Consider the following 21,077-nt stretch of genomic DNA (forward strand, 5'->3'; position numbering starts at 1 on the left):
GAACCGGTTTTTCGGGCAGACTTCAGGTCGACTCGGCCTGAAATCATCCGGCTTTAGCGGTCACACGGCTGTCTTTGCAGGGTGAGCTACGCCACCAGCCAGCACGGCCTGCTCGACCAGCGCCGCAACCTCGTCGGCCACGGCGGCGAGCGGCGTGCGGTCGCGGGTGGCGCGGGCGATCACCATCAGGCCTTCCAGCGAAGATTCGACCAGCAGGGCCAGCGCCTGCGCGCGCCGCTCCGGCACCCCTGCCCTGACGAACGCCTGGCGCAGCAGTCCGATCCACTGCTCGAAGGCCGAGCGGCAGATTTCAACCAGGTCCGGAACGTTGTTCGGCGCGTCGAGCACCACCGGCGCGACCGGACAGCCGAACGAGAATTCGTTTTCCTCCAGCATGCGTCCGACCGACTGGTAGATGTGGTGGACGGCAACGGCGGGATCGCTTTCTTCCAACAGCGCGGCGCCCAGCCGCTCCGTCACGTCGGCGACACTGGCTCGCGTCACCTCGATGACCAATTGGTCCTTGCCGCCCGGGAAATGGAAATAGAGGGAGCCGCGCGGTGCTCCGCTGGCGGTTAGAATGTCGTTCAGCGACGTGCCGTGATAGCCGCGCTTGCGGATGAGCAGCGCCGTCGCCTCGATCATGCGGGTGCGTGTGTCCGTCGCCACGTCGACCTCTCAAAATGTCAACCTCTGTCAGGAGTGCGCATTATAGGGCTTGCCCCGAATATGACAATCGGTCTACATAATATGTAAATCGGTCTACATATAGCGGAGGCAAAAATGCGGACTTACCGGCTCGAGGAATTCGGCGCCATCGAGGCGCTGGTCATGCGCACGGAAGCGCTGCCCAAGCCGGGTGCAAACCAGATCCTGGTACGAGTGCGCGCCACCTCGCTCAACCGCCGCGACACGATGATCCTCAACGGCACTTATCCTCTGGCACCGCGTGCCGGCATCGTGCCGCTGAGCGACGGTGCCGGCGAAGTCGTGGCCGTCGGCGATGGCGTCACCCGCTTTGACGTCGGCGACCGCGTCACCGGCAGCTATTTCGCGCGCTGGATCGACGGCCGCATGCATCCGGGCGTGATCGACCAGCTCGGCTGCACGCTGGACGGCATGCTCTCAGAATATGCGCTGCTTGACGAGCAATGGGCGGTGCGGCTGCCGGACCATCTTTCCTGGCAGGAGGCTGCGACTTTCACTTGCGCCGGGCTGACCGCCTGGAGCGCGCTGACGGGCGCCGAGATCCCGAAGCCGGGGCAATGGGTTCTCACCATTGGCTCAGGTGGTGTTGCGCTGTTTGCCTTGCAGTTCGCCAAGCTCATGGGCTGCCGTGTGGCCGCTGTCACCTCGCGGACGGAGAAAACCGAGAGGCTGCGGGCGCTCGGCGCCGACCTCGTCGTCGCGGCAGCCGAAACGCTGGAATGGGGCATGAAGCTGCGCGAGGCGACCGGCGGCATCGACCTGGTCGTCGAAACCGGCGGCCCGGCGACTTTTGCGCAATCGCTGATCGCCAGCACGCTTCACGGGCGCATCGTGCTGCTCACCGTGCAGGACCGCAACGGCAAGTCGGTCGAGATTCCGGGCGCCGTCTATCAGCGCAGCCTGGTCACCATCGGCCGTCTCTTTGTCGGCAGCCGCAACGGGCTCGAGGCGATGCTTGCCGCGGTCGCCACGCACCGGCTGAGACCGATCATCGACAAGGTCTTCCCGTTCGCCGAGGCGCGCGAGGCTTACCGCCATTTCCAACTGGGCGACGTCTTCGGCAAGGTCGTCATCGACGGCGCGTGATCGCCGCGTTTCCGCAAAACCAGATAGGAGATCAGCCATGACAATCCGCGAAGCCTCGGCCCAATGGCAGGGCACGCTCAAGGAAGGATCCGGCCGGCTGCGGCTGGGCAGCGGCGTGTTCGAAGGCGCCTATTCCTTCCCGTCCCGCTTCGAGAACGGCCCGGGCACCAATCCGGAAGAGCTGATTGCGGCCGCCCATGCCGGCTGCTTCTCGATGGCGCTCACCGCCATGCTCGGCGCCGAAGGCCATACGGCCGAGAGCATCCGCACCATCGCCAAGGTGCATCTCGGCGCAACCACGGCCGGGCCGACGATCACCCGCATCGAGCTCGAAACTCAGGCGAACATCGCCGGCATATCGGCGGAGGATTTCGAGCGGCTGGCGCAAAAAGCCAAGGCGGCCTGTCTCGTCTCGCGCGCGCTGGCGGGCGTCGCCACCATCACGCTCAAGGCGGGGCTCGTAGCTCACTGAAACGACAGGAGAATATCCAATGACCCAGGAATTGATCATTGACATCGCCGCGGCCAAACGCTCCGCCGAGACGGCGGAAATCATGCGGCGCTACAACGACGTCTTCCAGCGTCACGATCCGGCGGCACTGGACGAATTGGTGGCGGAGGGTTGTGTGATCGAGAACACCACGCCGGCGCCCGACGGCGCCCGCCGCACCGGCAAGGCGGCTTGCGTCGAATTGTGGTCGGCGATCGCCACCGGACCCGGTACCCGCTTCGACATCGAAGAGACGTTCGTCGCCGGCGACCGCGCCACGATCCGCTGGCGCTTCTGGATGGCCGACGGCAGGTCGCTGCGCGGCGTCAACCTGATGCGCGTCGCCGATGGGCAAATCGTCGAGGCGATGGGCTATGTGAAAGGTTAAGTATCGACCACCGCAACCGCATCGACCTCGATCAGATATCCAGGCGACAGGCTGGCCACTCCCAACACGACGTTGGCCGGCTTGTGGTCCCCGAACAGAGCCACGCGGGCGGCATCGATGATCGGGTAATGGTCATCGAGCCGGTAACCGACGACGTAGATCATGATCTTCGCCACGTCGTTGGGACGGGCGCCTGCGGCGGCAATAGCCCGACCGAGATTGGCGAACACCTGGCGCGTTTGAGCCGTGAAATCGCCTTCGCCGACAAGCTTGCCGTTCAGGTCTTCAGATTCCTGGCCGGCGATAAATATCAGCCTGGTGCCTTTCGCCACGACAACTTGGCTGTACGTGTCAGGCTTGGGCAGATCCTGGGGATTGATCCATTCAAGCGTCATTGCGACCGCCTTTCTTACTCGGATTTCCGGCCTTACTCGGATTTCTGGATCTCTCGAGCCTCATTAGCCCAAAGCTCCTCCGAGGCTCGACCATGGGCTATGTAGAAGGCTGGCGCCAAAGGCTACCGATCGGCAAGCGCCAGCTTGGCGCCGAGCATGACGAAGGCGGCGGCAAAGCTGCGGCGCATCCATGTCAGCACCTTCGGCCGCGACACGATGTGGTTGCGCACCGATGCCGCGAAGACGCCGTAGATGGCGAAGACGACGAACGTCATCAGCATGAAAACGCCGGAGAGCTCCAGCATCTTGGGCAGCGCGTGCGGCTCGGTGGTGCTGACGAATTGCGGCAGGAAGGCAAAGAAGAAGATCGACAGTTTCGGGTTCAGGATGTTGATCAGGATGCCCGAGGTGATCGTTCTGGCGGTTGAGCGCGGCGCGGCGTCCTCGTCGATGCTGAGGTCGCCTTTTTCCTTCAATGTGTTCCAGGCCATGTAGAGCAGATAGGCGACACCGAGATATTTCAGCGTCTCGAAGGCGACGGCGCTTGTGTGCAGCACTGCGGCGAGGCCGGTGATGGCGGCCGCCATATGCGGGATGATGCCAAGCGTGCAGGCGAAGGCCGCGACAATTGAGGCGCGCGCGCCGCGCGAGAGGCCGGCGCCAAGCGTGTAAATGACGCCGGTGCCGGGCGAAGCCACGATGATCAGCGACGTCAACAGGAATTCAATGCTCATGGGTTTCCTCCGCAGCCCTGCCCGGCGGGAAGGTACCGGGAGGCGTGCAACAGGGCAAGCGGGGCCGCTTTTCCTCGCCCCCATGAAATGGGCTACGCCATGCACACATCTTCTGTGACTGGCGCGACTGATCGGGCCGAGGCTTGATTGCCAGGTGGTTCCCCCAATCCGTCGCTGCTTCGCAGCGCCACCTTTCCCCCCTCCGGAGGGAAAGGAAGGGAGCGTTGCTGGACGGGCGTTGACGGCAAAAAGCTTGGCCCCTTTCCTCTACCCCGTCGATCGGGGGAGAGGTGGCTCGGCGAAGCCGAGACGGAGAGGGAATGGCGCCGCCCTTAAAGCAATCTGAGGAACCGCCGGCGCGCAGCCCCTCTCCGGCCGCTGCGCGGCCACCTCTCCCCCCGCTTGGCGGGGCGAGGAAACTAGCTCACCGCAAGCCCATGCGCCGCCCTCGCCATCAGGCAGTCGCCGCCGCCGGGCATGCAGGCGCGGCAGACGTCGGGGCGCAGCTCGTAGATGCCGCAGGCCGTGTGCTTGCCCACCTCGCCGGTGAGCGCCGAGCATCGGCCGCCCTCGCAGCGCATGCCGGACTGGTCGGCTGCTACCAGCTCGGCCGGGATGCGGTCGAGCTGCTCGTCCTCCTCGGTCGAAAAACGCGGCCAGTCTGCCGAGTAGGAGCAGCAGGCGCCGCAGCTCTGACAGTCGAAAACGGCGACCGCGCCGCCATCCTCGTCGACAGACACAGAGGACTGACCGAGCTGGCCGAGCGGCCCGGCTGTGCGACCGCCGTCCTGCGGCAAGGGCGCTACTTCTTCCTGGTCTTGCGCGCCGGCGCTTCGGCCGGCGACTTGAACAGATCGGTCGCAACCTCTGCGGGCGCATCCGGCTTTGCCGCCGGCTTGGCTGGCTTGGCAGCGGCGGGCGGAGCTGCCGGTTGGTCCTTGGCGGAGAATTTTATGGCCATGTCAGTCCTCGTCAGAAAAGCGCGATGATGGCGCATTCGGTTTGCGCAAGCGGCCGATCAGCGCCGAGACCGCCGTGATGTTCATTTCCTCGGGCGACCAGTTCCTGGCGTCCTCGATGTGGTGCGGCGCCAGCTCACGATGCGTGCTGCCGCTGTAGGCGGCATCCTGATAGCTGGTGCGCTGATGGGTCTTGGCGTCTTCTCGCACATACTCGATCAGATAGTTCGGGGCTTCGGCGCGGCCGCGTACGCCAACGCGCACCTGGGCATCGCCATGCGCTCGCTTGCAGCGTTCGAGCCTTTCCAGCACTCGGCGAACATATTCGATCGGCTTGTCAAGGGTATCGACCATATCGGCGATGGTCGCATCGGCGGCGATCGGCGTTAATGGTACGCGTTTGGCGGCCATCAGCGTGTGCCTGCCGGTTTCGGCAAAGCCTGCCCACATGATTCATTCGAGCTAGCGGTCAAAATCTTCTCCTGCCCGGAGGGCTGATGCCGAAATGGCAGAGCGTCTTTCGGCCATGACCACGCACAAAGCAACACGGCGCCGGATTTAAATTGCGGACGCCCGCATCCCTGGCCTTGCCGCATTCTTATCACATCGTGGCGGACGTTGGGGCTATCCGCAAAAAAGGGCAAAAAATTCGTCGGCTGCGGAACCAATGTCGTGGCGGGCCGTTTCCACCCAAGCCGTCAGCAATTCACGAGCAATCGAGAACGGCTGATGGCAAAAGCGCCTCCCGCGCCGTAACAAGCGCGAGAGGCGTTTTCTATTGTTCACCGCTCCTGATCGGTCGGACGGATAAGTATCTCGTTGACATTGACCCTGGGCGGCTGGCTGACGGCATAGAAAATCGCGTTCGCAATGTCTTCCGCGGTCAGCGCCTCCATCGTGGCGAGACGGTGTTCGAGTCCGGCCTTGGATTGCACGTTGGTGATATGATCGCCGAGTTCGGTACGCACAAGGCCCGGCTCGACGACGGTGACGCGCACCTTGTCGGCATAGACCTCGCGGCGCAGCGATTCCGAAAAAGCCACCACCCCGAACTTGGTCGCCGCATAGCCGCTAGCGCCGGGATTTGCGACCCGGCCGGCGACCGAGGAGACGTTGACGATATGACCCTTTGAGGCCTTCAGGTGCGGCAGCGCCGCCTTGGTGGTCGCCATCAGGCCAATAAGGTTGAGCTCGATCATCTGGCGCCAGTCGTCTAGATCGGCTTCGGCCGCGGGAGCAAGCAGCATGACGCCGGCATTGTTGACGAGGATATCGAGCCCTCCCCATTCGGATACGACCTTATCGACCATCGCGGCGATGTCGCCGGGCTTGGCGATGTCGGCTTCAATGGCGAGCGCGACGCCATCGGCCTGTTCGATGCGCGCAACCAGTGCTTCGAGGCGATCGGCACGACGGGCAGCGACCGCGACTTTCGCGCCGGCCGCGGCAAGGACCGCGGCGGCGGCCTCGCCGATGCCGGACGAAGCGCCGGTGACGAGCGCGACCTTGCCCGTGAGTGGTGAATTTGCGGTTGTCATGAGAAATCTCCAGGAGCCCGGCCCGCCCCTTCACATAGGCCGCCCCGCCGAGGCTTGAAGGCCCCATGAGAGCCATCGACGCAATTTGCCCGAGCCTGCCCGGGCTCAATCCTGTTCGTGCGACCCAGGCTCCGGCCAGGGCTCCCTGGCGGCTTCGGCATACCAGTGCCGCATCGCGGGCATCGCCAATATCGCGTCGACATAGGCGCGGGTGACGGGCGCCAGCTCGCCGCCATAGGTGTCGAAGCGCGTCACCACCGGCGCATACATGGCATCGGCCGCGGTGAAATGGCCGAACAGGAACGGGCCGCCTTCGCCATATTGCTCGCGGCACTGGCGCCAGATCGCTTCGATCCTCGCCCGCTGCGCCTCGCCCTCGGCATCGAGCGGCTTATGGGATTTCGGCCTGCGCAGGTTCATCGGCCATCCGTAGCGGACTTCGCGGAAGCCCGAATGCATTTCCGTCGCCACCGAGCGCGCCAGTTGACGGGCGCCGAGATCGGTCGGCCAGAGCCTTTTTTCCGGATAGAGATCGGCCAGATATTCAAGGATGGCAAGCGTTTCCCAGACGATCCTTCCATTGTGATTCAAGACCGGCACAAGGCCCGTCGGCGACACCTTGGCGAGGTTGGCCGCCGTCTCGGGCGTGCGCAGCCGCACGAAGCCTTCCTCAAAGGGGATATCCAGGCGCTTCATCGCCACCCATGGCCGCAGCGACCATGAGGAAAAGCATTTGTTGCCGATATAGAGGGTGAACTCCGCCAAGACCGTCTCCTGATGATGTCAATCCGCTGCGGTCGTCATGATCGCCGTCGGCCTGACGCCGGCGCGGGCCCGGATCGCGGCGACCGCTGCCTTTATGTCGGGGTTGACCTCGATCGCCTTGCGGCCGGCCTCGATCGCGAGGTCTACCTGGTCTATCGGCAGCCGCAGCCTGGTCGGGATCTCGTTGAGCTTCGCCTGCACCGCCGGATCGACATCGGCGAAGGACAGGTGCTGGACAACAAGGCGGACATCACGGCAGTTCCAGCCGGAAGCCGAACCACGATAGGCGGAAACGGCGGAGGCTGGCAGGCCACAACGATAGCGCACCAGCTCGCCCTTCCATTGCGAGACGGCGAGCGTCAACGCATCGAACTCGTCGCGCACCGAGGCGGCGAGTGTGGTGCTGGTCACGGCGTCGAGGAGTTCGGCAGCCCTTGGCCCATGCAGGGACTTCGCCCAGCTCACGTCGCTGTCGCTCCCCGCATCCGCGACAATGAAGATCAACGTCGTCAGGCGGACCGCGGCCGATGGCGACAGCGGCCCGTAAGGCGTACCCGCGGCGGAACGCTCGAGCGTGAAGCCGGTGACGCCGATATTGTCGGTGAGGCCGCCGTCGAGCAGCTTCACATAGTCGAGCGGATCGGCGTTCTGATAGGAATCCAGAGCGCTGGCATAGGCCTTGAGCCGCAGCGAGGCATTGCGGTCCTCGAGCGCCAGGCTCAGCCATTGCGGCCTGCGGTAACCGCAATGAGGACTGGTCGCCGAGACCACGATCGGCGCGAACACGATCGGCACGGCGGCCGATGCTGCGACAGCATCAGCAATCCGCACTTTGTCGAGATCGCTGCACAGCGCCGCAAAGGTGTCGTAGGTGAAAAGGAAAGGCGTGCGGTTGTAGATGTCGGAAGCGTTGATCCAGACGATCGGCGCGTTCGGCCTGTGCAACGCCTTGAAAGTCGCGCCGTCGAAGAGATGATCGTTCAGCCATCTGGCGAAGCCGCTTCGGTCGTTGACGCCGCCATAATAGGCGCGAACCAGATTGACCGGAGAGATCGATACCCTGAGATCGGCCTCGGCATTCTGGGTCAGGAAGCGCTCGCGAAAATCCCGGTAGCCGTCCCTGCCCTTGTAGCCGAAATAGGCGGCGGCGACGGCGCCTCCCGAGGCGCCAGAAATCATCCTGATGTCGTCGACCAGCGTGCGGCGTTTCGGCCGTTCGTCGATGACGATATCGTCGAGCGCCCGCAGCACGCCATAGGAGAAAGCGGCCGCCCGAGTGCCGCCGCCCGAGAACGCCAGCCCGACGACGGTCGAACCGTCATCGGCGGTGTCGGGTATGTAGGTGGGTGACGGGTGGCCGACTTCTGTGCTCAGCACGTTGATCGGCCCGACATCGTCGGCGACGCAGCCGGCCACGGCCATCAAAACTGCGACAAAGGCCACACGAAGACGCAAACTCGTTTCCCCCAGGGCTGCCCTCTCCCGCAGCCGCGGCAGACCCTAACCGGATTGCCTTATCCGATGCAACCGCACCGAGAGAGAGATCGCCGCGGCCTGGAACCCAAACGGATCCGGCACGTTGTCAGACCCGGATGCGGTTTCTCGCGTCCAGACCCAGGAGATGCGCGTCAAGCAAATGAAGGGGTCCGTCAAGCAAACGGCCGGCAAGGCCACCGGCAACAGGCGGACCCAGGCTGAAGGCGCCGCCGACAAGATCGCCGGCAAGATGCAGAAGGCTTATGGCGACGTGAAGGAGAAGTTTCGCAAAGCGTTCTGGGGCCGTCTTGTCTTGATGGCGAGATAGGCAAGAGGCCGCCGCGAGGCGGCCTTTTCATGTCTGGAATTGCTTGGCGAAAGCGTTGGTGAAGACGATCTCGCCATGGTCGCCGGCCGCCTCGCCCAACACCACATCCATGTTGCCGGCAGTGACCCTGGCCAGCGCGAAGCCGCCCATATAGGCCGCCTTCGGCTTGATGATGTCTAGCCCGTCACGCTGGTAGATCATCGGCACTTCGTGCTGGTGGCCGTGGAAGACGGCAATCACATTGTAGCCCTTTATCGCGGCCAGCAGCGCCTGGCGGTCGGCCTCGCCCCACCAATGCGGGCGGCCCGAGCCATCGTCATCATAGGTGTGTTTCACCGGATCCCAGCGCTCCGTCGAGAAAGTGTCCCAGCCATAATGCTGGAACAGGACGACCGGCCGGCCGTCGCCGGCATAGGTGGCGAGGTCCTGCTTCAGCCAAGGCAGGCTGCTTGGCGCGCCATGGCCGGTATCGCCGGCGAAGCGGTGCATCTGGACGAGATGCAGGCCGCCCCAGTCCCAGGAATAGCAGTCGGTATCGACGTCGTATTCGGTAGCGGGCACCGGCGGCTTGAAGAACACGCCGGGACGATGGTTGACCTCGACATAATCGCGCAGTTCGCGGCGATACCAATCGACGTGCGGCGGCGAGCCGTTCTGGTCGAGATCATGATTGCCGAGCCCGACATAGACCGGGATGTGAATCCGGTCCGGCCCGACACCTTCCTGATAGCGCTTGGAGAACTGCAGAAGCTGCGTGCCTTCGCTGGGCTCCGTGACCTGGCCGCCGCCATCGTCGGTGATGTCGCCGCCGGTGACGAGGCCAAGCGGCGTGCCGATGCGGGTGCCGGCCGAATGCAGGCCAGTGGCAACGCCGTCGATCTCGGCCGGCCACTTCTTGTCGGCAATCGCGTTCAAGGCCGCGACGTTGCGCAGAAGTGCTGCATCGGTCTTGCCTTCCTGCAGGCAGTTGGGACTGAGCCCGCTCGCCATGCGGCAGGCATGGATATCGGCGATGAAGAGGAAAGTGGCGTCGATCGGCTGGATGCGCCTGCCGGTCTGGCCGAAGGCGACGCGAGGCAGCGCGCCGGCAGCAGCGAGACCTCCGGCGATGAAGATGCGGCGCGAAACGGTTGCTGGCGAAGAGCGATTCATCGTCACCCGATTAAACACCCTCGGACCGCCTCCCTCTGTCCTGGCAGCGTTATCGCAACAACACCCTGCGGCGTCGTCTCGTTGCCAATCCGCCCAAAGACGGATGCACGCTTTCCAGCCCCCTCAAGCACTCCAGCAACACCGCGGCGTCCTGTGATGTCTTGGCCATCGACATGGCGCCGGAATAAGCAGCCACCGCAAGCGCGGCGAAGCGGTCGGGTTCGGTCCCACCCTCCCAGCCGTCCTGCTGGTCGGCCCGGATCTTGTCGGCGATCGCCCTCTGCCAGCCGGCGAAGATCTTGGCAAGCGCCAGGCGAAACTCGTCGTCGGCCAGCGACAGTTCATGCGCCAGATTGTTAAGCGGGCAGCCGCGGACATAGCCCTGTCGCTCTAGCTCCGCAGCCACCGCCTCGAACACGGCCCGCACGCCTTCGCGGGCCGATGACGCCGCCAGCACCGGGTCGATCCAGGTCTCCTGGACCGCCGCCGCCACCCGTTCCTCGATCACTGCGAGCGCCAGCGCCTTCTTGGTCGGGAAATGGTGGTGCAGCGCGCCGCCGGTAACACCGGCCGCCGCCATCAGATCGCCAAGGCTCGAGGCGTGATAGCCGCGCGCCTGGAAGGCGCCTTCCGCCACGTCGAGGACGCGCCGGCGCATGCCTTCCGGATCGTTGGTGCGCTTTTTGCGCGGGGCCATGGCGATCTCCCCTTCTCCGCTTATTGGAGAGGGTACCTGAGCAAAGTGAGGACGGATAAGCGTGTTCCGGGAAAGCCAACGTCTCACTCCGCTGGAACACCCCTCATCCGTCTCGGCGCTGCGCGCCGATCCACCTTCTCCCACAAGGGGAGAAGGGGAAAGCAAGATAGCAGATTGACAAAACAGGACAACCGGTCTGTTTATAAACAGGACGATCACCCTGTTTTGAGATTCTGGCCATGAACCGACCTTCCCGCCTTGCCTCGCCCGTCGTCGAGCTTCGGCAATACACGCTGAAGCCCGGGCAGCGCGAAACGCTGATCGCGCTGTTCGAGCAGGAGTTCGTCGAAACGCAGGAAGCAACGGGCATGACCGTCATCGGACAGTTCCGCGATCTCGATCGCCCCGACATGTTCGTCTGGCTGCGCGGTTTTGAGGACATGGAAACGAGAAAGGACGCGCTGAGCGCCTTCTATGGCGGCCCGGTCTGGGCAGCGCATCGCGATGCCGCCAATGCGACGATGATCGATTCCGACGAAGTGTTGCTGCTCAAACCGGCTTGGCAGGGCGCGGGTTTCGACCTGTCGGGGTTGCTGCGGTCGACGGTCACCGAGGCTGAAACCATGAGCAATGGGAGCCGGTTGCCTGGCTTTGTTGAGGTTTCGATTCATCATTTGCGGCCAGGCACTGAGGCCGGCTTTGCCGAACGCTTCCAGGCTGAGGCCGTTCCGCAACTTGCGACAAACGGCGCCCGGCCTCTCGGCGCCTTCGTCAGCGAGCATTCCGAAAACACGTTTCCTCGGCTGCCCGTGCGGGCCGGCGAAAATGTCTTCATCGCCGTTGCCGGTTTCGACGATGGCGATGTCCACGCGGGCCATTGGGCCGGTCTCGCCGCTTCGCCGGCATGGCGGGCGGCCCGCGAAGCCATGGCGGCCGTCGCCACAAAGCCGGCCGAGACGTTGCGCCTGACGCCCACGGCCCGGTCGCTGTTGCGATAGTCACGCTGTCGGCAACATGCCGGCTATTGCCTCGGCGACAAAGGCCGGATCTTCCCAATGCGGATTGTGGCCGCAATCCTGTGCCCACACCAGGCGCGATCCGGCCAGCGCCCCTGCCATCGCCCGCTGATGCGCTTCGCCAAAAAGCGGATCGCGCCCGCCTGCGATGATCAGCGTCGGGGCCTGCACGGCGCGCGCCGCGGCGGTCAGATCGGTGCGACGGACTTCTTCGAGAATGGCGCGCCAGCGCGCTGCGGGAATCGCGGACGCGTCTTTCGCCAGGCCGGCGAGAAAAGCCCGCGGCACGCCCGGCCGGCAGGCATGCCACCAATGATAGAAGGGATCGACCGGCGAGATCGGATCGCGCAACGCCGCGACACCATCGATCAGTTGGTGATCCTGCTCGAAACCGGGCATCAGCGCGCTTGCCAGGATTACCAGGCCGCCGACCAGTTCCGGATGCCGTGCGGCCAGCGCGATCGACACCATGCCACCCAGTGAATGGCCGACGACGACCGGCCGGTCGAGCCGCAGGCGCCGGATCAGCCCGGCAATGTCGTCGGCGAAATCGGCGACGCCGCAGCCCTCGCCCGCCTGCGAGACCCCATGGCCACGCAGATCCGGCATGATAAGCCGGCGGCCGGGAAGATGCGGCGCCAGCAGCGAGAAGCTGCGGCTGGTGTCGGTGAAGCCGTGCACCAGGACAAGCGGCGGCTCCGAACCCGGGATCTCGACATAGGCAAGGTCGAGACCGCCGATATCGACGGTCCGCTTGCGCCCGGCCCAGGACGCCTGCTCGGCCTCCTGATCCGCCGGTTCCAAGGCTGACGGCCTCACAGTCCGAGCTTTTCCTTGACCGCAGCAAGGCCGGGCTTGCCGTCGTAGGTGGTGACGCCGGCCAGCCACGCATCGAGCCGATCCTTGTGCAGGGTGATCGACTTCAGAGCCCCATCCTCCGGCTTCATGCCGTCGTTGATGAGATAGCCCATACCGACATTTTCCATGTCGATGTCGAAGGCGAGGTTCTTCAGAAACTGCGCGACGTTGGGGCATTCCTGCAGGAAACCCTTGCGCACCTGGGTGGTCACGGTGGCGGCGCCGAAATTCGGGCCGAAGAACTTGTCGCCGCCGGTCAGGTACTTGAAGTCGTACATCGTGTTCATCGGGTGCGGCGCCCAACCCTGGAAGACGATGAACTGCTTCTCCTTGATCTCATAGCCGACCTCCGAAAGCATGCCGGCTTCGCTCGATTCGACCACCTGCCAGCCGTCCAGACCAAATTGCGGATCGGCAATGGCATCCATCATGAGCTGATTGGATCCGGGCTCGATGCCGTACATCTTCTTGCCGAACTTGTCGGCGAATTTGTGCAGGTCCGACAGGTCCTTGACGCCGGCGTCCCAGACATAGGTCGGCACGGCGAAGGTGTATTTGGCGCCGACCAGGTTGACGCGCACATTCTCGATCGAACCGTCCTGCTTGTAGGGCTCATAGTAGGTGACCATCGCCGGATCCCAGTAGCCGAGGAACAGGTCGAGGTCTTTGTTCTTCATGCCTTCATAGATGACGTTGATGCCAAGCACCTCGCTTTGCGGCTCGTAGCCGAGCGCCTGGAGCAGCACCTTGGCCACACCCGTGGTGAAGGCGAGATCGTTCCAGCCGGGTTCGGCCATGCGAACCGCTTTGCAGCCTTCGGCCTCGGCGGCTCCGGCCGCATGGGAAGCCAGCATTAGCGCCGCGACACAGACGCCTCTCGCAAGCATGCGCAACATTCCGGTTCTCCTCTTTTCGATCGCTTTTGACCTATTGGTCATTTTATTGTCCCATTGGTCAATCATTGATCTGGGCGGACGAAAATGTCAACGTGGATTCGCCATGCATGGATCGGTACGGTGAAACTCACACGCCTCAGCGACATACGCCGCAAGGAACTGCGGCAGGCGGCCTTCGCGGTGCTGGAGCGCGAAGGCATCGCCGGCGCGACGCTGGAAAAGGTCGCGGCCCGGGCCGGCGCCTCGAAGGGCATCGTGCTGCATTATTTCCGCAACAAGCAGGAGCTCTTCGAGCACGCCATGCGCGAGGCCAACGCCGTGCTCTGTCACGCCGTGGTCGCCCGGCTTCAGCGGGCGCGAACGCCGATGGAACGGCTGGACGCGGTGATCGAAGGCAATTTCGAGGAGCATTTGTTCCTGCCGCCGCTTTGCCACGCATGGCTGTCGCTCTGCGCCGAGGTGCCGCGCGACGAGAAGCTGGCGCGCATCCAAAAGGTCATCCACGCCCGCATGCGCTCGAACCTCTTGTCCGGCCTGCGCGGCCTCGCTTCGCCCGAACTGGCCGAGGAGATCGTGCTCGGCGTCACCGCTTTGATCGACGGACTGTGGCTCAGGCTTGGCCTGCAGCCGGGCAGCGTCACGCGCGAGCAGGCGGTGCGCCAGGTCAAGGATTTCGTCGCGGGCCGGCTGAGCCTGCTCCAGCCCGCGCCGGTCGGGCTAGCCTCGGCCGGATAAGGTTCATACCGGCGATAGCTCCAGCGCGTTGCGACAGCGCCCCCTCTGCCCTGCCGGATATCTCCTCCAGGAGGGCGAGATTGACCCTCTCTTCAACCGATTTGCATCTTTCCCGCCCGCAATCTCCGCTTGATGCGGTTTGTGCAACGCGATACGCCCTTGCCCCAATCGACAGACGGAGACTTGCCGTGAGCGCTGAAAAGACCAGAACCGAAACCGATACGTTCGGCCCCATTGAGGTCGCGGCCGACCGCTATTGGGGCGCGCAGGCGCAGCGTTCCCTGGGCAATTTCAAGATCGGTTGGGAAAAGCAACCGGCTTCGATCGTGCGTGCGCTCGGCATCGTCAAGCGCGCCGCGGCCGAAGTGAACATGGAGATGAAGCGGCTCGACCCGGCCATCGGCAAGGCGATCGCGGAAGCAGCGCAGGAGGTGATCGACGGCAAGCTGGACGAGCACTTTCCGCTGGTCGTCTGGCAGACGGGCTCGGGCACCCAGTCGAACATGAACGCCAACGAGGTGATCTCCAACCGGGCGATCGAGATGCTCGGCGGCGTCATGGGTTCGAAGAAGCCGGTGCATCCGAACGACCACGTCAATATGAGCCAGTCGTCCAACGACACCTATCCGACGGCCATGCACATCGCCTGCGCCGAGCGGGTCGCGCACCACCTGATCCCGGCGCTGCACCATTTGCACAAGGCGCTCGGCGCCAAGGCCCGTGCCTTCAGTCACATCATCAAGATCGGCCGCACTCACACGCAGGACGCCACGCCGCTGACCCTCGGCCAGGAATTTTCCGGCTACGCCGCGCAGGTCGCCTCCTCAATCAAGCGCATCGAGCTCACGCTGCCCGGTTTGCAGGAGCTGGCGCAGGGCGGCACCGCCGTCGGCACAGGGCTCAACGCGCCGGTCGGCTTCGCGGAAAAGGTGGCGGACCGCATCGCCGCCATCACAGGCATCGCCTTCGTCACTGCTCCGAACAAGTTCGAGGCGCTGGCGGCGCACGATTCCATGGTGTTCTCGCATGGTGCGATCAACGCGGCGGCCGCGGCGCTGTTCAAGATCGCCAACGACATCCGCCTGCTCGGTTCCGGGCCGCGCTCGGGCCTCGGCGAGCTCTCGCTGCCGGAAAACGAGCCGGGCTCCTCGATCATGCCAGGCAAGGTCAACCCGACCCAGTGCGAGGCGCTGACGCAGGTTTGCGTGCAGGTGTTCGGCAACAATGCAGCACTTGCCTTCGCCGGCAGCCAGGGCCATTTCGAGCTCAACGTCTACAACCCGCTGATGGCTTACAACTTCCTGCAGTCGGTGCAGCTGCTGGCCGATGCTTCCGTCTCCTTCACCGACAATTGCGTGGTCGGCATCGAGGCGCGCGAGGACAACATCAAGGCCGCGCTCGAGCGTTCGCTGATGCTGGTGACGGCGCTGGCGCCGACCATCGGCTACGACAACGCGGCCAAGATCGCCAAGACCGCGCACAAGAACGGCACGACCTTGCGCGAGGAGGCCTTGGCCACCGGGCTGGTCAGCGAAGCCGATTACGATCGGCTGGTACGGCCGGAGGACATGACGCATCCCGGGTAGTTTCGCGACGCGGAGCGAGGCTGTTACAGGCTGCTGCAGCCTCGCGATGTCGTCATTCCAGGGCGAAGCAGCCGCGAAGCGGCGTCGCGAAGACCCTGGAATCCATGCCGTTACCTGAACCGAAGGACGCAGCGGAGCAGATCCTCCACCGCTTGCGGCTACTTTGAAGTCACGGCATGGATCCTCGGGTCTGCGCGCGTCGCTTCGCTCCTTGCTCCGCCCGTGGATGACGACGTCATGAGCGTCTCGGCAAATCTGCGAAGCCAGCGCTCGCAAACTTCGGACGGACGGTCCGTTTTGCGGCAGCAGAATTTACTGGGAAAGCCCAATCCCGCGACACGATTTTTGCGCACAACCGTCAATCCCGAAAACATACATTCTGTGAACAATGTGTCGCCACATAGGCGGCTTTGGTGAACAGTCTTCGTCGTCTATCTGACGGACCATTCAACCCGTTCGGAGAACCGCCATGTCCATCAACTCTTCCGTCGCCGGCACTGCGTCCAACAGTTCCACCACGATCCTCCTCGGTCGCATTCTGCTCGCTGTCATCTTCCTGCTTTCCGGCTTCGGCAAGCTCACCGCGATTTCCGGTACTGCCGGCTATTTCGGCGCTCTCGGCCTGCCGATGCCAACCGTAACCGCCGTCCTGGTCGGCCTGATCGAGTTGCTCGGCGGCCTTGCCATTCTCGTCGGCTTCCAGACCCGGATCGCCGCCTGGGTGCTCGCCATCTTCACGGTCGCCACCGGGCTGGTCGCGCACACCGGCTGGGCCGACCAGATGCAAATGATCCAGTTCCTCAAGAACCTCGCCATCACAGGCGGCTTCATCCTGCTCGCCTCTTCGGGGGCCGGCGCTTACTCGATCGACGCCAAGCGCGGCTAATTTTTTCCTCCCAGACTGCCAATGGAAGCGGCGTGGAATTTTCCGCGCCGCTTTTTCGTTTTTCCAATTGCAGGCGTAAACTGCATCGGCAGACGGCAAGGAGTTGGCCCATGGCCCGCAACGCACTGCTTTTGGTCTCGCGGCTACTTCTTGCCGCGCTGTTCGTACCGTCGGGCTTCCAGGCGCTCAGCAATATCGGCGGTACGATCAATTATTTCGCCGGCCTCGGCCTGCCACTGCCGACCTTGGCGGCCTGGGGAACAGGCCTGTTCGAGTTGATCGCCGGGTTGTTGGTCCTCGTTGGTTTCCAGACGCGGATCGTGGCGCTGCTGCTTGCCGCCTTCAGCGTAGCCGCCGGTTTCATCGGCCATTACGGCCAAGGCGCGGACGACGCCACGCTGTCCTTCATGCACCAGCAGATGCTGATGAAGGACATCGCCATTGCCGGCGGCTTTCTGGCGCTGGCCATGGCCGGCGCCGGTGCATGGTCGGCGGACGGGCGTGGCTTCGGAATCGGCGCCGACGTCAGCTGATCCGTTACTTCACCGAGACGCTCGGCCCACCCTCGACCGCTAGCACCAGGCGGCGGTTGGTGATACGCGCCAGTTGCGCCAGCCGGCCGGCCGGGCGCTCACCATAGAGGTCGGAAAGCGAGGCCGGCAGCACCAGCGCGAGCGCTCCGTTGCCGCGACTTTCCCATTTCAGCCTCGGCATCACGCCCGGCATAGCCGCCGTCAGCAGATAGACGACGCGCATCATGGCCGCGAGCGTGCGGGCGCGTTCCAGAAGGCGCGGCGGCGCCAGCGCCTTGATCTCGGGAGCGATGCCGTCGTTGAAGACGCCGTCATGGCGATAGGCGTTGGCCAGAGCCAGATAGGCGCGGCCCGGATGGTCGACGCCGGTGAAGGAGGCATGCGCGATGATGTTGAGCGACTGCCGGCCGCGATATTCCGGATGCGCGCGCCAGCCGATGTCGGCAAGCAGGCAGGCCGCATGGCGGTAGCGCGCCTCATCCTCCGTCTCGTCGATGCCGAAGGCCTTGAAGGCCTTGCCGGTCCATTCGACCAGGTCATGGGCGTGATGCACAGAGCGCGAGCGCAACAGCGCCAGTTCCTCGGCGGCCGAGATCAGCGGGTCGGCCTTCTGCTCGGCGGCGTCGAGCAGCGAATAGAGGAAACCCTCGCGCACGCCCTGCGCCGAGACGACGATCTTCGAGGGCTGCATGGCCGACATGATCTCCTGCAGCACGACGGCGCCGTAGGGTAAGAGCGAGCGGCGGTTCTTGGAGACGCCCTCGATGCCCCTCACCTTCTCGACCTCGCTGCGGGCGACCTGCTTGAGGAAAGTCTGCGCGCTGTCGGCCGATATCTCGTAGTGATGCATGACGCCGAGCGGGTAGTTGTTCATCTCCATATGCAGCCGGGCAAGGTTTCGCCAGGTGCCGCCGACGGCGTAGAAAACCCTGCCCTGCCCGCCCTTCAGAAGCTTCGCCCGCGCCAGTTCCTGGCGCGCGATCTTCTGCGCCTGAACCAGCGAGTTCCTGGCCATGTCCTGCAGGCGCAGGCCGCCGAGCGGCAACGTTATGCCGTCGCCCATTGTCTCGCCATTGATGTCGATCAGCTCGAGGCTGCCGCCGCCAAGGTCGCCGGCGATGCCGTTGGCCGGATGGAAACCGGAAATGACGCCGAGCGCCGAATAATAGGCCTCCTGGCGCCCGGTGAGCACGCGGATCTCGGTCTTCAGCACCTCCTCGGCGCGGTGGATGAAATCGGGGCCGTTGCCCGCCTCGCGCGCGGCGGCTGTCGCCAGCACATAGATGTGCTCTGCACCCGCCTGGTCCGAGAGCGCGCGGAACCTGCGGAATTCCTCCATCGAGCGCGTCACCGCCTCGGGATCGAGCTTGCCCGTCGAAACGATGCCGCGGCCGAGGCCCGCCAGCATCTTCTCGTTGAACAGAAGCGTGGGCGAGCGCGCCAGCCCCTCATAGACGACAAGGCGGATCGAGTTCGATCCGATGTCGATGATCGACAGCGGCCGCCGGTCCTGAAGCCGGCCCTGGGAAACTGCAATCACGCGGCGCTGTTCTTCTTGCGGCGCTTGAACTGGGCAATGCGCTTGGGCGCATGCGATTTCAGCGCGTCGCCCCGCCCGGAGAGGCTCGGATTAGTCATGAAATATTCCTGCGCGTTGAACGGCTCTTCGCCCTCCTCCAGCACAGCGCGCCGGGAGGTGCCGTCAGCCAATACGTCGAAACTTTGCTGGTTGTCCATGATGTTGCCCAGCATGATCTGGCCAAGCACCTGTTCATGCACAGTTGGATTGGTGATCGGCACCAAGGTCTCGACGCGGCGGTCGAGATTGCGCGGCATCATGTCGGCCGACGAGATGTAGACGACCGCCTCGTCGGACGGCAGGCCGTGGCCGTTGCCGAAGCAGAAGATGCGGCTGTGCTCGAGGAAGCGGCCGACGATCGATTTCACCCTGATATTCTCGGAAAGACCCGGCACCTGCGGCCGCAGACAACAGATGCCGCGCACGACGAGGTCGACCTCGACGCCGGCGCGGCTGGCGTCGTAAAGCGCGTCGATGATGGTCGGATCGACCAGCGCGTTCATCTTCATCCAGATGCGCGCCGGTCGGCCGTCGCGGGCATGAACGATCTCGTCCGAGATGTGTTTCAGGATGCGCTTGCGCAGCGTGAAGGGCGATACGGCAAGGCGCATCTCCTCGGCGGGCTCGGCATAGCCGGTGATGAAATTGAAGAGCTGCGCGACATCGCGCGCGATCGTCGGGTCGGTGGTGAAGAAGGACAGGTCGGTGTAGATACGGGCGGTAACCGGGTGGTAGTTGCCGGTGCCGAGATGCACGTAGTTGCGCAGCCGGCCATCCTCGCGGCGCACGATCAAGGACATCTTGGCGTGGGTCTTCAGCTCCAGGAAGCCGAACACGACCTGCACGCCGGCGCGCTCGAGGTCGCGCGCCCAGCGGATGTTGGCTTCCTCGTCGAAGCGCGCCTTGAGCTCGACAAGTGCCGTGACCGACTTGCCGGCCTCGGCGGCGTCAATCAGCGCGCGCACGATCGGGCTGTCGTTGGAGGTGCGGTAGAGCGTCTGCTTGATCGCCACCACTTCCGGGTCGGCGGCGGCCTGGCGCAGGAACTGCACCACCACGTCGAAGGACTCGTAGGGGTGATGGACGACGATGTCCTTCTCGCGGATGGCGGCGAAGCAGTCGCCGCCATGCTCGCGGATGCGCTCGGGAAAGCGCGGATTGTAGGGCGTGAATTTGAGGTCGTCGCGTGGGATGGCGACAATCTCGGATATCTGGTTGAGCGCCAGCGGACCGGTGAGCACGCTGATGCGGCTCGACGAGACGCCGAGCTCGCCGGCGACGAAGTCCCGCAACGCGGCCGGCATCAGCGTGTCGAATTCGATGCGGATCACCGAGCCGCGGCGCCGCCGCTTCAGCGCCGTTTCGAACAGGCGCACCAGGTCTTCCGATTCTTCCTCGACCTCGATGTCGCTGTCGCGGATGATGCGGAACGTACCGGAGCCCTTGACCTCGTAGCCAGGGAAAAGCTTGCCGATATAGATGCCGACCACTTCCTCCAGCGGAATGAAGCGGACATGGTTCTTGCGGTCGGGCAGGCGGATGAAACGCCTGAGCGCCACCGGCAGGCGCAGCAGCGCGCTCATCTCCTCGCCATTCTTGCGATGGCGCAATTGCAGGGCGATGGAAAAGCCGAGATTGGGGATGAACGGAAACGGATGCGCCGGATCGATCGACAGCGGCGTCAGCACCGGGAAAACCTGTTCCTGGAAATGCTCCTCCAGCCAGGCCTTCTCATCCTTGGTCAGTGCGTCGCGGGTGATGCTCTCGATGCCTTCCTTGTTGAGCAGCGTCATCAGCGCCGAGAGGCTCTTCTGCTGGTCTTCCTGCAGGCGCTCGACCTCCCGCAGCAATTGTTCCAGCTGCTGCTCGGGCGTGCGCCCGTCCGGGCTCTTCAGCGCGATGCCCTCGCGGACCTGGCCGGCAAGGCCGGCGACGCGGACCATGAAGAACTCGTCGAGATTGGCGGCCGAGATCGACAGGAAGCGGACGCGCTCGAGCAGCGGATGATGCTCGTTCAGCGATTCCTCCAGCACGCGGCGGTTGAATTGCAGCCAGGAGAATTCGCGGTTGACGAAACGATCGGGATTGCCGCCGTCGGGGCTTGCCGCCTCGACGGTGATGAACTCGCTCTGCACCGGCTTCAGTTCGTTCATGGTTTCCTGCTCTTGCCCGCAACCGTCCCTAGGGCGGCGCCGCATATTGCCGTTCAATGACGCTCTAGCATGTCTTTATGACGCATGATCGTCACGGAATCGCTCCGACACCGCCCCAT

General features: G+C 64.3%; 24 protein-coding genes. 9 read left to right on the forward strand and 15 right to left on the reverse strand.

What is annotated here, in order from left to right:
* Window positions 1-60 precede the first annotated feature (60 nt).
* Window positions 61-669, reverse strand: a complete 609-nt coding sequence (locus FJW05_RS10185; RefSeq protein ID WP_140631144.1) for a TetR/AcrR family transcriptional regulator — start codon at window positions 667-669, stop codon at window positions 61-63.
* A 114-nt stretch (window positions 670-783) separates the two neighbouring features.
* Here FJW05_RS10185 and FJW05_RS10190 point away from each other — a divergent pair, with 114 nt between their 5' ends.
* Genes FJW05_RS10190 through FJW05_RS10200 form a run of 3 tightly spaced genes read left to right on the forward strand, consistent with a single transcriptional unit; the run spans window position 784 to window position 2,672 of the window.
* Window positions 784-1,794: an NAD(P)-dependent alcohol dehydrogenase gene (locus FJW05_RS10190; protein ID WP_140631146.1), complete on the forward strand. Its 1,011-nt coding sequence runs from the start codon at window positions 784-786 to the stop codon at window positions 1,792-1,794.
* Window positions 1,795-1,831: 37 nt separating this feature from the next.
* Window positions 1,832-2,266 (forward strand): OsmC family protein, encoded by a 435-nt coding sequence (locus tag FJW05_RS10195; RefSeq protein WP_140631148.1) that lies wholly within the window; start codon window positions 1,832-1,834, stop codon window positions 2,264-2,266.
* A gap of 19 nt (window positions 2,267-2,285) precedes the next feature.
* The gene (locus tag FJW05_RS10200; RefSeq protein WP_140631151.1) at window positions 2,286-2,672 is read left to right on the forward strand and encodes a nuclear transport factor 2 family protein; all 387 of its coding nucleotides are present in this window, start codon (window positions 2,286-2,288) and stop codon (window positions 2,670-2,672) included.
* On the opposite strand, the gene FJW05_RS10205 is transcribed toward FJW05_RS10200, so the two are convergent.
* The 8 genes from FJW05_RS10205 to FJW05_RS10235 form a co-directional block, all read right to left on the reverse strand.
* Window positions 2,669-3,067, reverse strand: a complete 399-nt coding sequence (locus FJW05_RS10205) for a RidA family protein (RefSeq protein WP_140631153.1) — start codon at window positions 3,065-3,067, stop codon at window positions 2,669-2,671. The two genes, FJW05_RS10200 and FJW05_RS10205, sit on opposite strands and share 4 nt — an antisense overlap.
* A gap of 122 nt (window positions 3,068-3,189) precedes the next feature.
* Window positions 3,190-3,801, reverse strand: coding sequence for a LysE family translocator (locus FJW05_RS10210; protein ID WP_140631155.1), 612 nt, complete (start codon window positions 3,799-3,801; stop codon window positions 3,190-3,192).
* 419 nt (window positions 3,802-4,220) lie between these two features.
* Window positions 4,221-4,541 (reverse strand): YkgJ family cysteine cluster protein, encoded by a 321-nt coding sequence (locus FJW05_RS10215; RefSeq protein ID WP_140632022.1) that lies wholly within the window; start codon window positions 4,539-4,541, stop codon window positions 4,221-4,223.
* Between the two features lie 62 nt (window positions 4,542-4,603).
* Entirely contained in the window at window positions 4,604-4,762 is a 159-nt protein-coding gene (locus FJW05_RS27365) for a hypothetical protein (protein ID WP_095768447.1), read from the reverse strand.
* A 1-nt stretch (window position 4,763) separates the two neighbouring features.
* Entirely contained in the window at window positions 4,764-5,171 is a 408-nt protein-coding gene (locus tag FJW05_RS10220; protein WP_140632024.1) for a hypothetical protein, read from the reverse strand.
* A gap of 371 nt (window positions 5,172-5,542) precedes the next feature.
* On the reverse strand, window positions 5,543-6,298 hold the full coding sequence (locus FJW05_RS10225) for an SDR family NAD(P)-dependent oxidoreductase (RefSeq protein WP_140631158.1): 756 nt from the start codon (window positions 6,296-6,298) through the stop codon (window positions 5,543-5,545).
* Between the two features lie 105 nt (window positions 6,299-6,403).
* On the reverse strand, window positions 6,404-7,063 hold the full coding sequence (locus tag FJW05_RS10230; RefSeq protein WP_140631161.1) for a glutathione S-transferase family protein: 660 nt from the start codon (window positions 7,061-7,063) through the stop codon (window positions 6,404-6,406).
* 18 nt (window positions 7,064-7,081) lie between these two features.
* Window positions 7,082-8,485 carry a patatin-like phospholipase family protein gene (locus FJW05_RS10235; protein ID WP_140632027.1) on the reverse strand — a complete coding sequence of 468 codons (1,404 nt, stop codon included), beginning with the start codon at window positions 8,483-8,485 and terminating at the stop codon, window positions 7,082-7,084.
* Between the two features lie 199 nt (window positions 8,486-8,684).
* Between FJW05_RS10235 and FJW05_RS10240 the strand changes: the two genes are divergently transcribed.
* A complete protein-coding gene (locus FJW05_RS10240; protein WP_140631164.1) occupies window positions 8,685-8,867 on the forward strand; it encodes a CsbD family protein in 183 nt (60 codons plus the stop codon).
* Between the two features lie 27 nt (window positions 8,868-8,894).
* On the opposite strand, the gene FJW05_RS10245 is transcribed toward FJW05_RS10240, so the two are convergent.
* A complete protein-coding gene (locus tag FJW05_RS10245) occupies window positions 8,895-10,019 on the reverse strand; it encodes a metallophosphoesterase (RefSeq protein WP_140631166.1) in 1,125 nt (374 codons plus the stop codon).
* 49 nt (window positions 10,020-10,068) lie between these two features.
* On the reverse strand, window positions 10,069-10,716 hold the full coding sequence (locus FJW05_RS10250) for a TetR/AcrR family transcriptional regulator (RefSeq protein ID WP_140631168.1): 648 nt from the start codon (window positions 10,714-10,716) through the stop codon (window positions 10,069-10,071).
* Between the two features lie 239 nt (window positions 10,717-10,955).
* On the opposite strand from FJW05_RS10250, the gene FJW05_RS10255 reads away from it, so the two are divergent.
* Window positions 10,956-11,714, forward strand: coding sequence for an NIPSNAP family protein (locus FJW05_RS10255; RefSeq protein WP_140631170.1), 759 nt, complete (start codon window positions 10,956-10,958; stop codon window positions 11,712-11,714).
* Here FJW05_RS10255 and FJW05_RS10260 read toward each other — a convergent pair whose 3' ends face one another.
* Together FJW05_RS10260 and choX are read right to left on the reverse strand one after the other, a co-directional pair.
* Window positions 11,715-12,536, reverse strand: a complete 822-nt coding sequence (locus FJW05_RS10260) for an alpha/beta hydrolase (RefSeq protein WP_246673330.1) — start codon at window positions 12,534-12,536, stop codon at window positions 11,715-11,717. It lies immediately after the preceding gene.
* An 11-nt stretch (window positions 12,537-12,547) separates the two neighbouring features.
* A complete protein-coding gene (choX, locus tag FJW05_RS10265) occupies window positions 12,548-13,486 on the reverse strand; it encodes a choline ABC transporter substrate-binding protein (RefSeq protein ID WP_140631175.1) in 939 nt (312 codons plus the stop codon).
* 84 nt (window positions 13,487-13,570) lie between these two features.
* On the opposite strand from choX, the gene betI reads away from it, so the two are divergent.
* The 4 genes from betI to FJW05_RS10285 all read left to right on the forward strand — a co-directional run bounded on the left by betI (window position 13,571) and on the right by FJW05_RS10285 (window position 17,226).
* Complete coding sequence (gene betI / locus FJW05_RS10270; protein WP_140631177.1) at window positions 13,571-14,221, forward strand: transcriptional regulator BetI; 651 nt, start codon at window positions 13,571-13,573, stop codon at window positions 14,219-14,221.
* A 188-nt stretch (window positions 14,222-14,409) separates the two neighbouring features.
* The gene (gene fumC, locus FJW05_RS10275) at window positions 14,410-15,807 is read left to right on the forward strand and encodes a class II fumarate hydratase (protein WP_140631180.1); all 1,398 of its coding nucleotides are present in this window, start codon (window positions 14,410-14,412) and stop codon (window positions 15,805-15,807) included.
* A 469-nt stretch (window positions 15,808-16,276) separates the two neighbouring features.
* Complete coding sequence (locus FJW05_RS10280) at window positions 16,277-16,693, forward strand: DoxX family protein (RefSeq protein ID WP_140631182.1); 417 nt, start codon at window positions 16,277-16,279, stop codon at window positions 16,691-16,693.
* 110 nt (window positions 16,694-16,803) lie between these two features.
* Window positions 16,804-17,226: a DoxX family protein gene (locus tag FJW05_RS10285; protein ID WP_140631185.1), complete on the forward strand. Its 423-nt coding sequence runs from the start codon at window positions 16,804-16,806 to the stop codon at window positions 17,224-17,226.
* A gap of 4 nt (window positions 17,227-17,230) precedes the next feature.
* On the opposite strand, the gene ppx is transcribed toward FJW05_RS10285, so the two are convergent.
* Both ppx and FJW05_RS10295 read right to left on the reverse strand, forming a co-directional pair.
* A complete protein-coding gene (gene ppx / locus FJW05_RS10290) occupies window positions 17,231-18,766 on the reverse strand; it encodes an exopolyphosphatase (protein ID WP_140631187.1) in 1,536 nt (511 codons plus the stop codon).
* Window positions 18,763-20,958 (reverse strand): RNA degradosome polyphosphate kinase, encoded by a 2,196-nt coding sequence (locus FJW05_RS10295; protein WP_140545464.1) that lies wholly within the window; start codon window positions 20,956-20,958, stop codon window positions 18,763-18,765. Before FJW05_RS10295 ends, ppx begins: the two co-directional genes overlap by 4 nt.
* Window positions 20,959-21,077: the final 119 nt, after the last annotated feature.

The sequence above is a fragment of the Mesorhizobium sp. B2-9-1 genome (assembly GCF_006439455.1).
GTDB lineage: Bacteria > Pseudomonadota > Alphaproteobacteria > Rhizobiales > Rhizobiaceae > Mesorhizobium.

Coding starts and splice junctions, on each gene's coding strand:
- FJW05_RS10190 (WP_140631146.1), top strand. CDS start 784: ATGCGGACTTACCGGCTCGAGGAATTCGGCGCCATCGAGGCGCTGGTC.
- FJW05_RS10195 (WP_140631148.1), top strand. CDS start 1,832: ATGACAATCCGCGAAGCCTCGGCCCAATGGCAGGGCACGCTCAAGGAA.
- FJW05_RS10200 (WP_140631151.1), top strand. CDS start 2,286: ATGACCCAGGAATTGATCATTGACATCGCCGCGGCCAAACGCTCCGCC.
- FJW05_RS10205 (WP_140631153.1), bottom strand. CDS start 3,067: ATGACGCTTGAATGGATCAATCCCCAGGATCTGCCCAAGCCTGACACG.
- FJW05_RS10210 (WP_140631155.1), bottom strand. CDS start 3,801: ATGAGCATTGAATTCCTGTTGACGTCGCTGATCATCGTGGCTTCGCCC.
- FJW05_RS27365 (WP_095768447.1), bottom strand. CDS start 4,762: ATGGCCATAAAATTCTCCGCCAAGGACCAACCGGCAGCTCCGCCCGCC.
- FJW05_RS10220 (WP_140632024.1), bottom strand. CDS start 5,171: ATGGCCGCCAAACGCGTACCATTAACGCCGATCGCCGCCGATGCGACC.
- FJW05_RS10225 (WP_140631158.1), bottom strand. CDS start 6,298: ATGACAACCGCAAATTCACCACTCACGGGCAAGGTCGCGCTCGTCACC.
- FJW05_RS10235 (WP_140632027.1), bottom strand. CDS start 8,485: ATGGCCGTGGCCGGCTGCGTCGCCGACGATGTCGGGCCGATCAACGTG.
- FJW05_RS10240 (WP_140631164.1), top strand. CDS start 8,685: ATGCGCGTCAAGCAAATGAAGGGGTCCGTCAAGCAAACGGCCGGCAAG.
- FJW05_RS10245 (WP_140631166.1), bottom strand. CDS start 10,019: ATGAATCGCTCTTCGCCAGCAACCGTTTCGCGCCGCATCTTCATCGCC.
- FJW05_RS10250 (WP_140631168.1), bottom strand. CDS start 10,716: ATGGCCCCGCGCAAAAAGCGCACCAACGATCCGGAAGGCATGCGCCGG.
- FJW05_RS10255 (WP_140631170.1), top strand. CDS start 10,956: ATGAACCGACCTTCCCGCCTTGCCTCGCCCGTCGTCGAGCTTCGGCAA.
- choX (WP_140631175.1), bottom strand. CDS start 13,486: ATGTTGCGCATGCTTGCGAGAGGCGTCTGTGTCGCGGCGCTAATGCTG.
- betI (WP_140631177.1), top strand. CDS start 13,571: ATGTCAACGTGGATTCGCCATGCATGGATCGGTACGGTGAAACTCACA.
- FJW05_RS10280 (WP_140631182.1), top strand. CDS start 16,277: ATGTCCATCAACTCTTCCGTCGCCGGCACTGCGTCCAACAGTTCCACC.
- FJW05_RS10285 (WP_140631185.1), top strand. CDS start 16,804: ATGGCCCGCAACGCACTGCTTTTGGTCTCGCGGCTACTTCTTGCCGCG.
- FJW05_RS10295 (WP_140545464.1), bottom strand. CDS start 20,958: ATGAACGAACTGAAGCCGGTGCAGAGCGAGTTCATCACCGTCGAGGCG.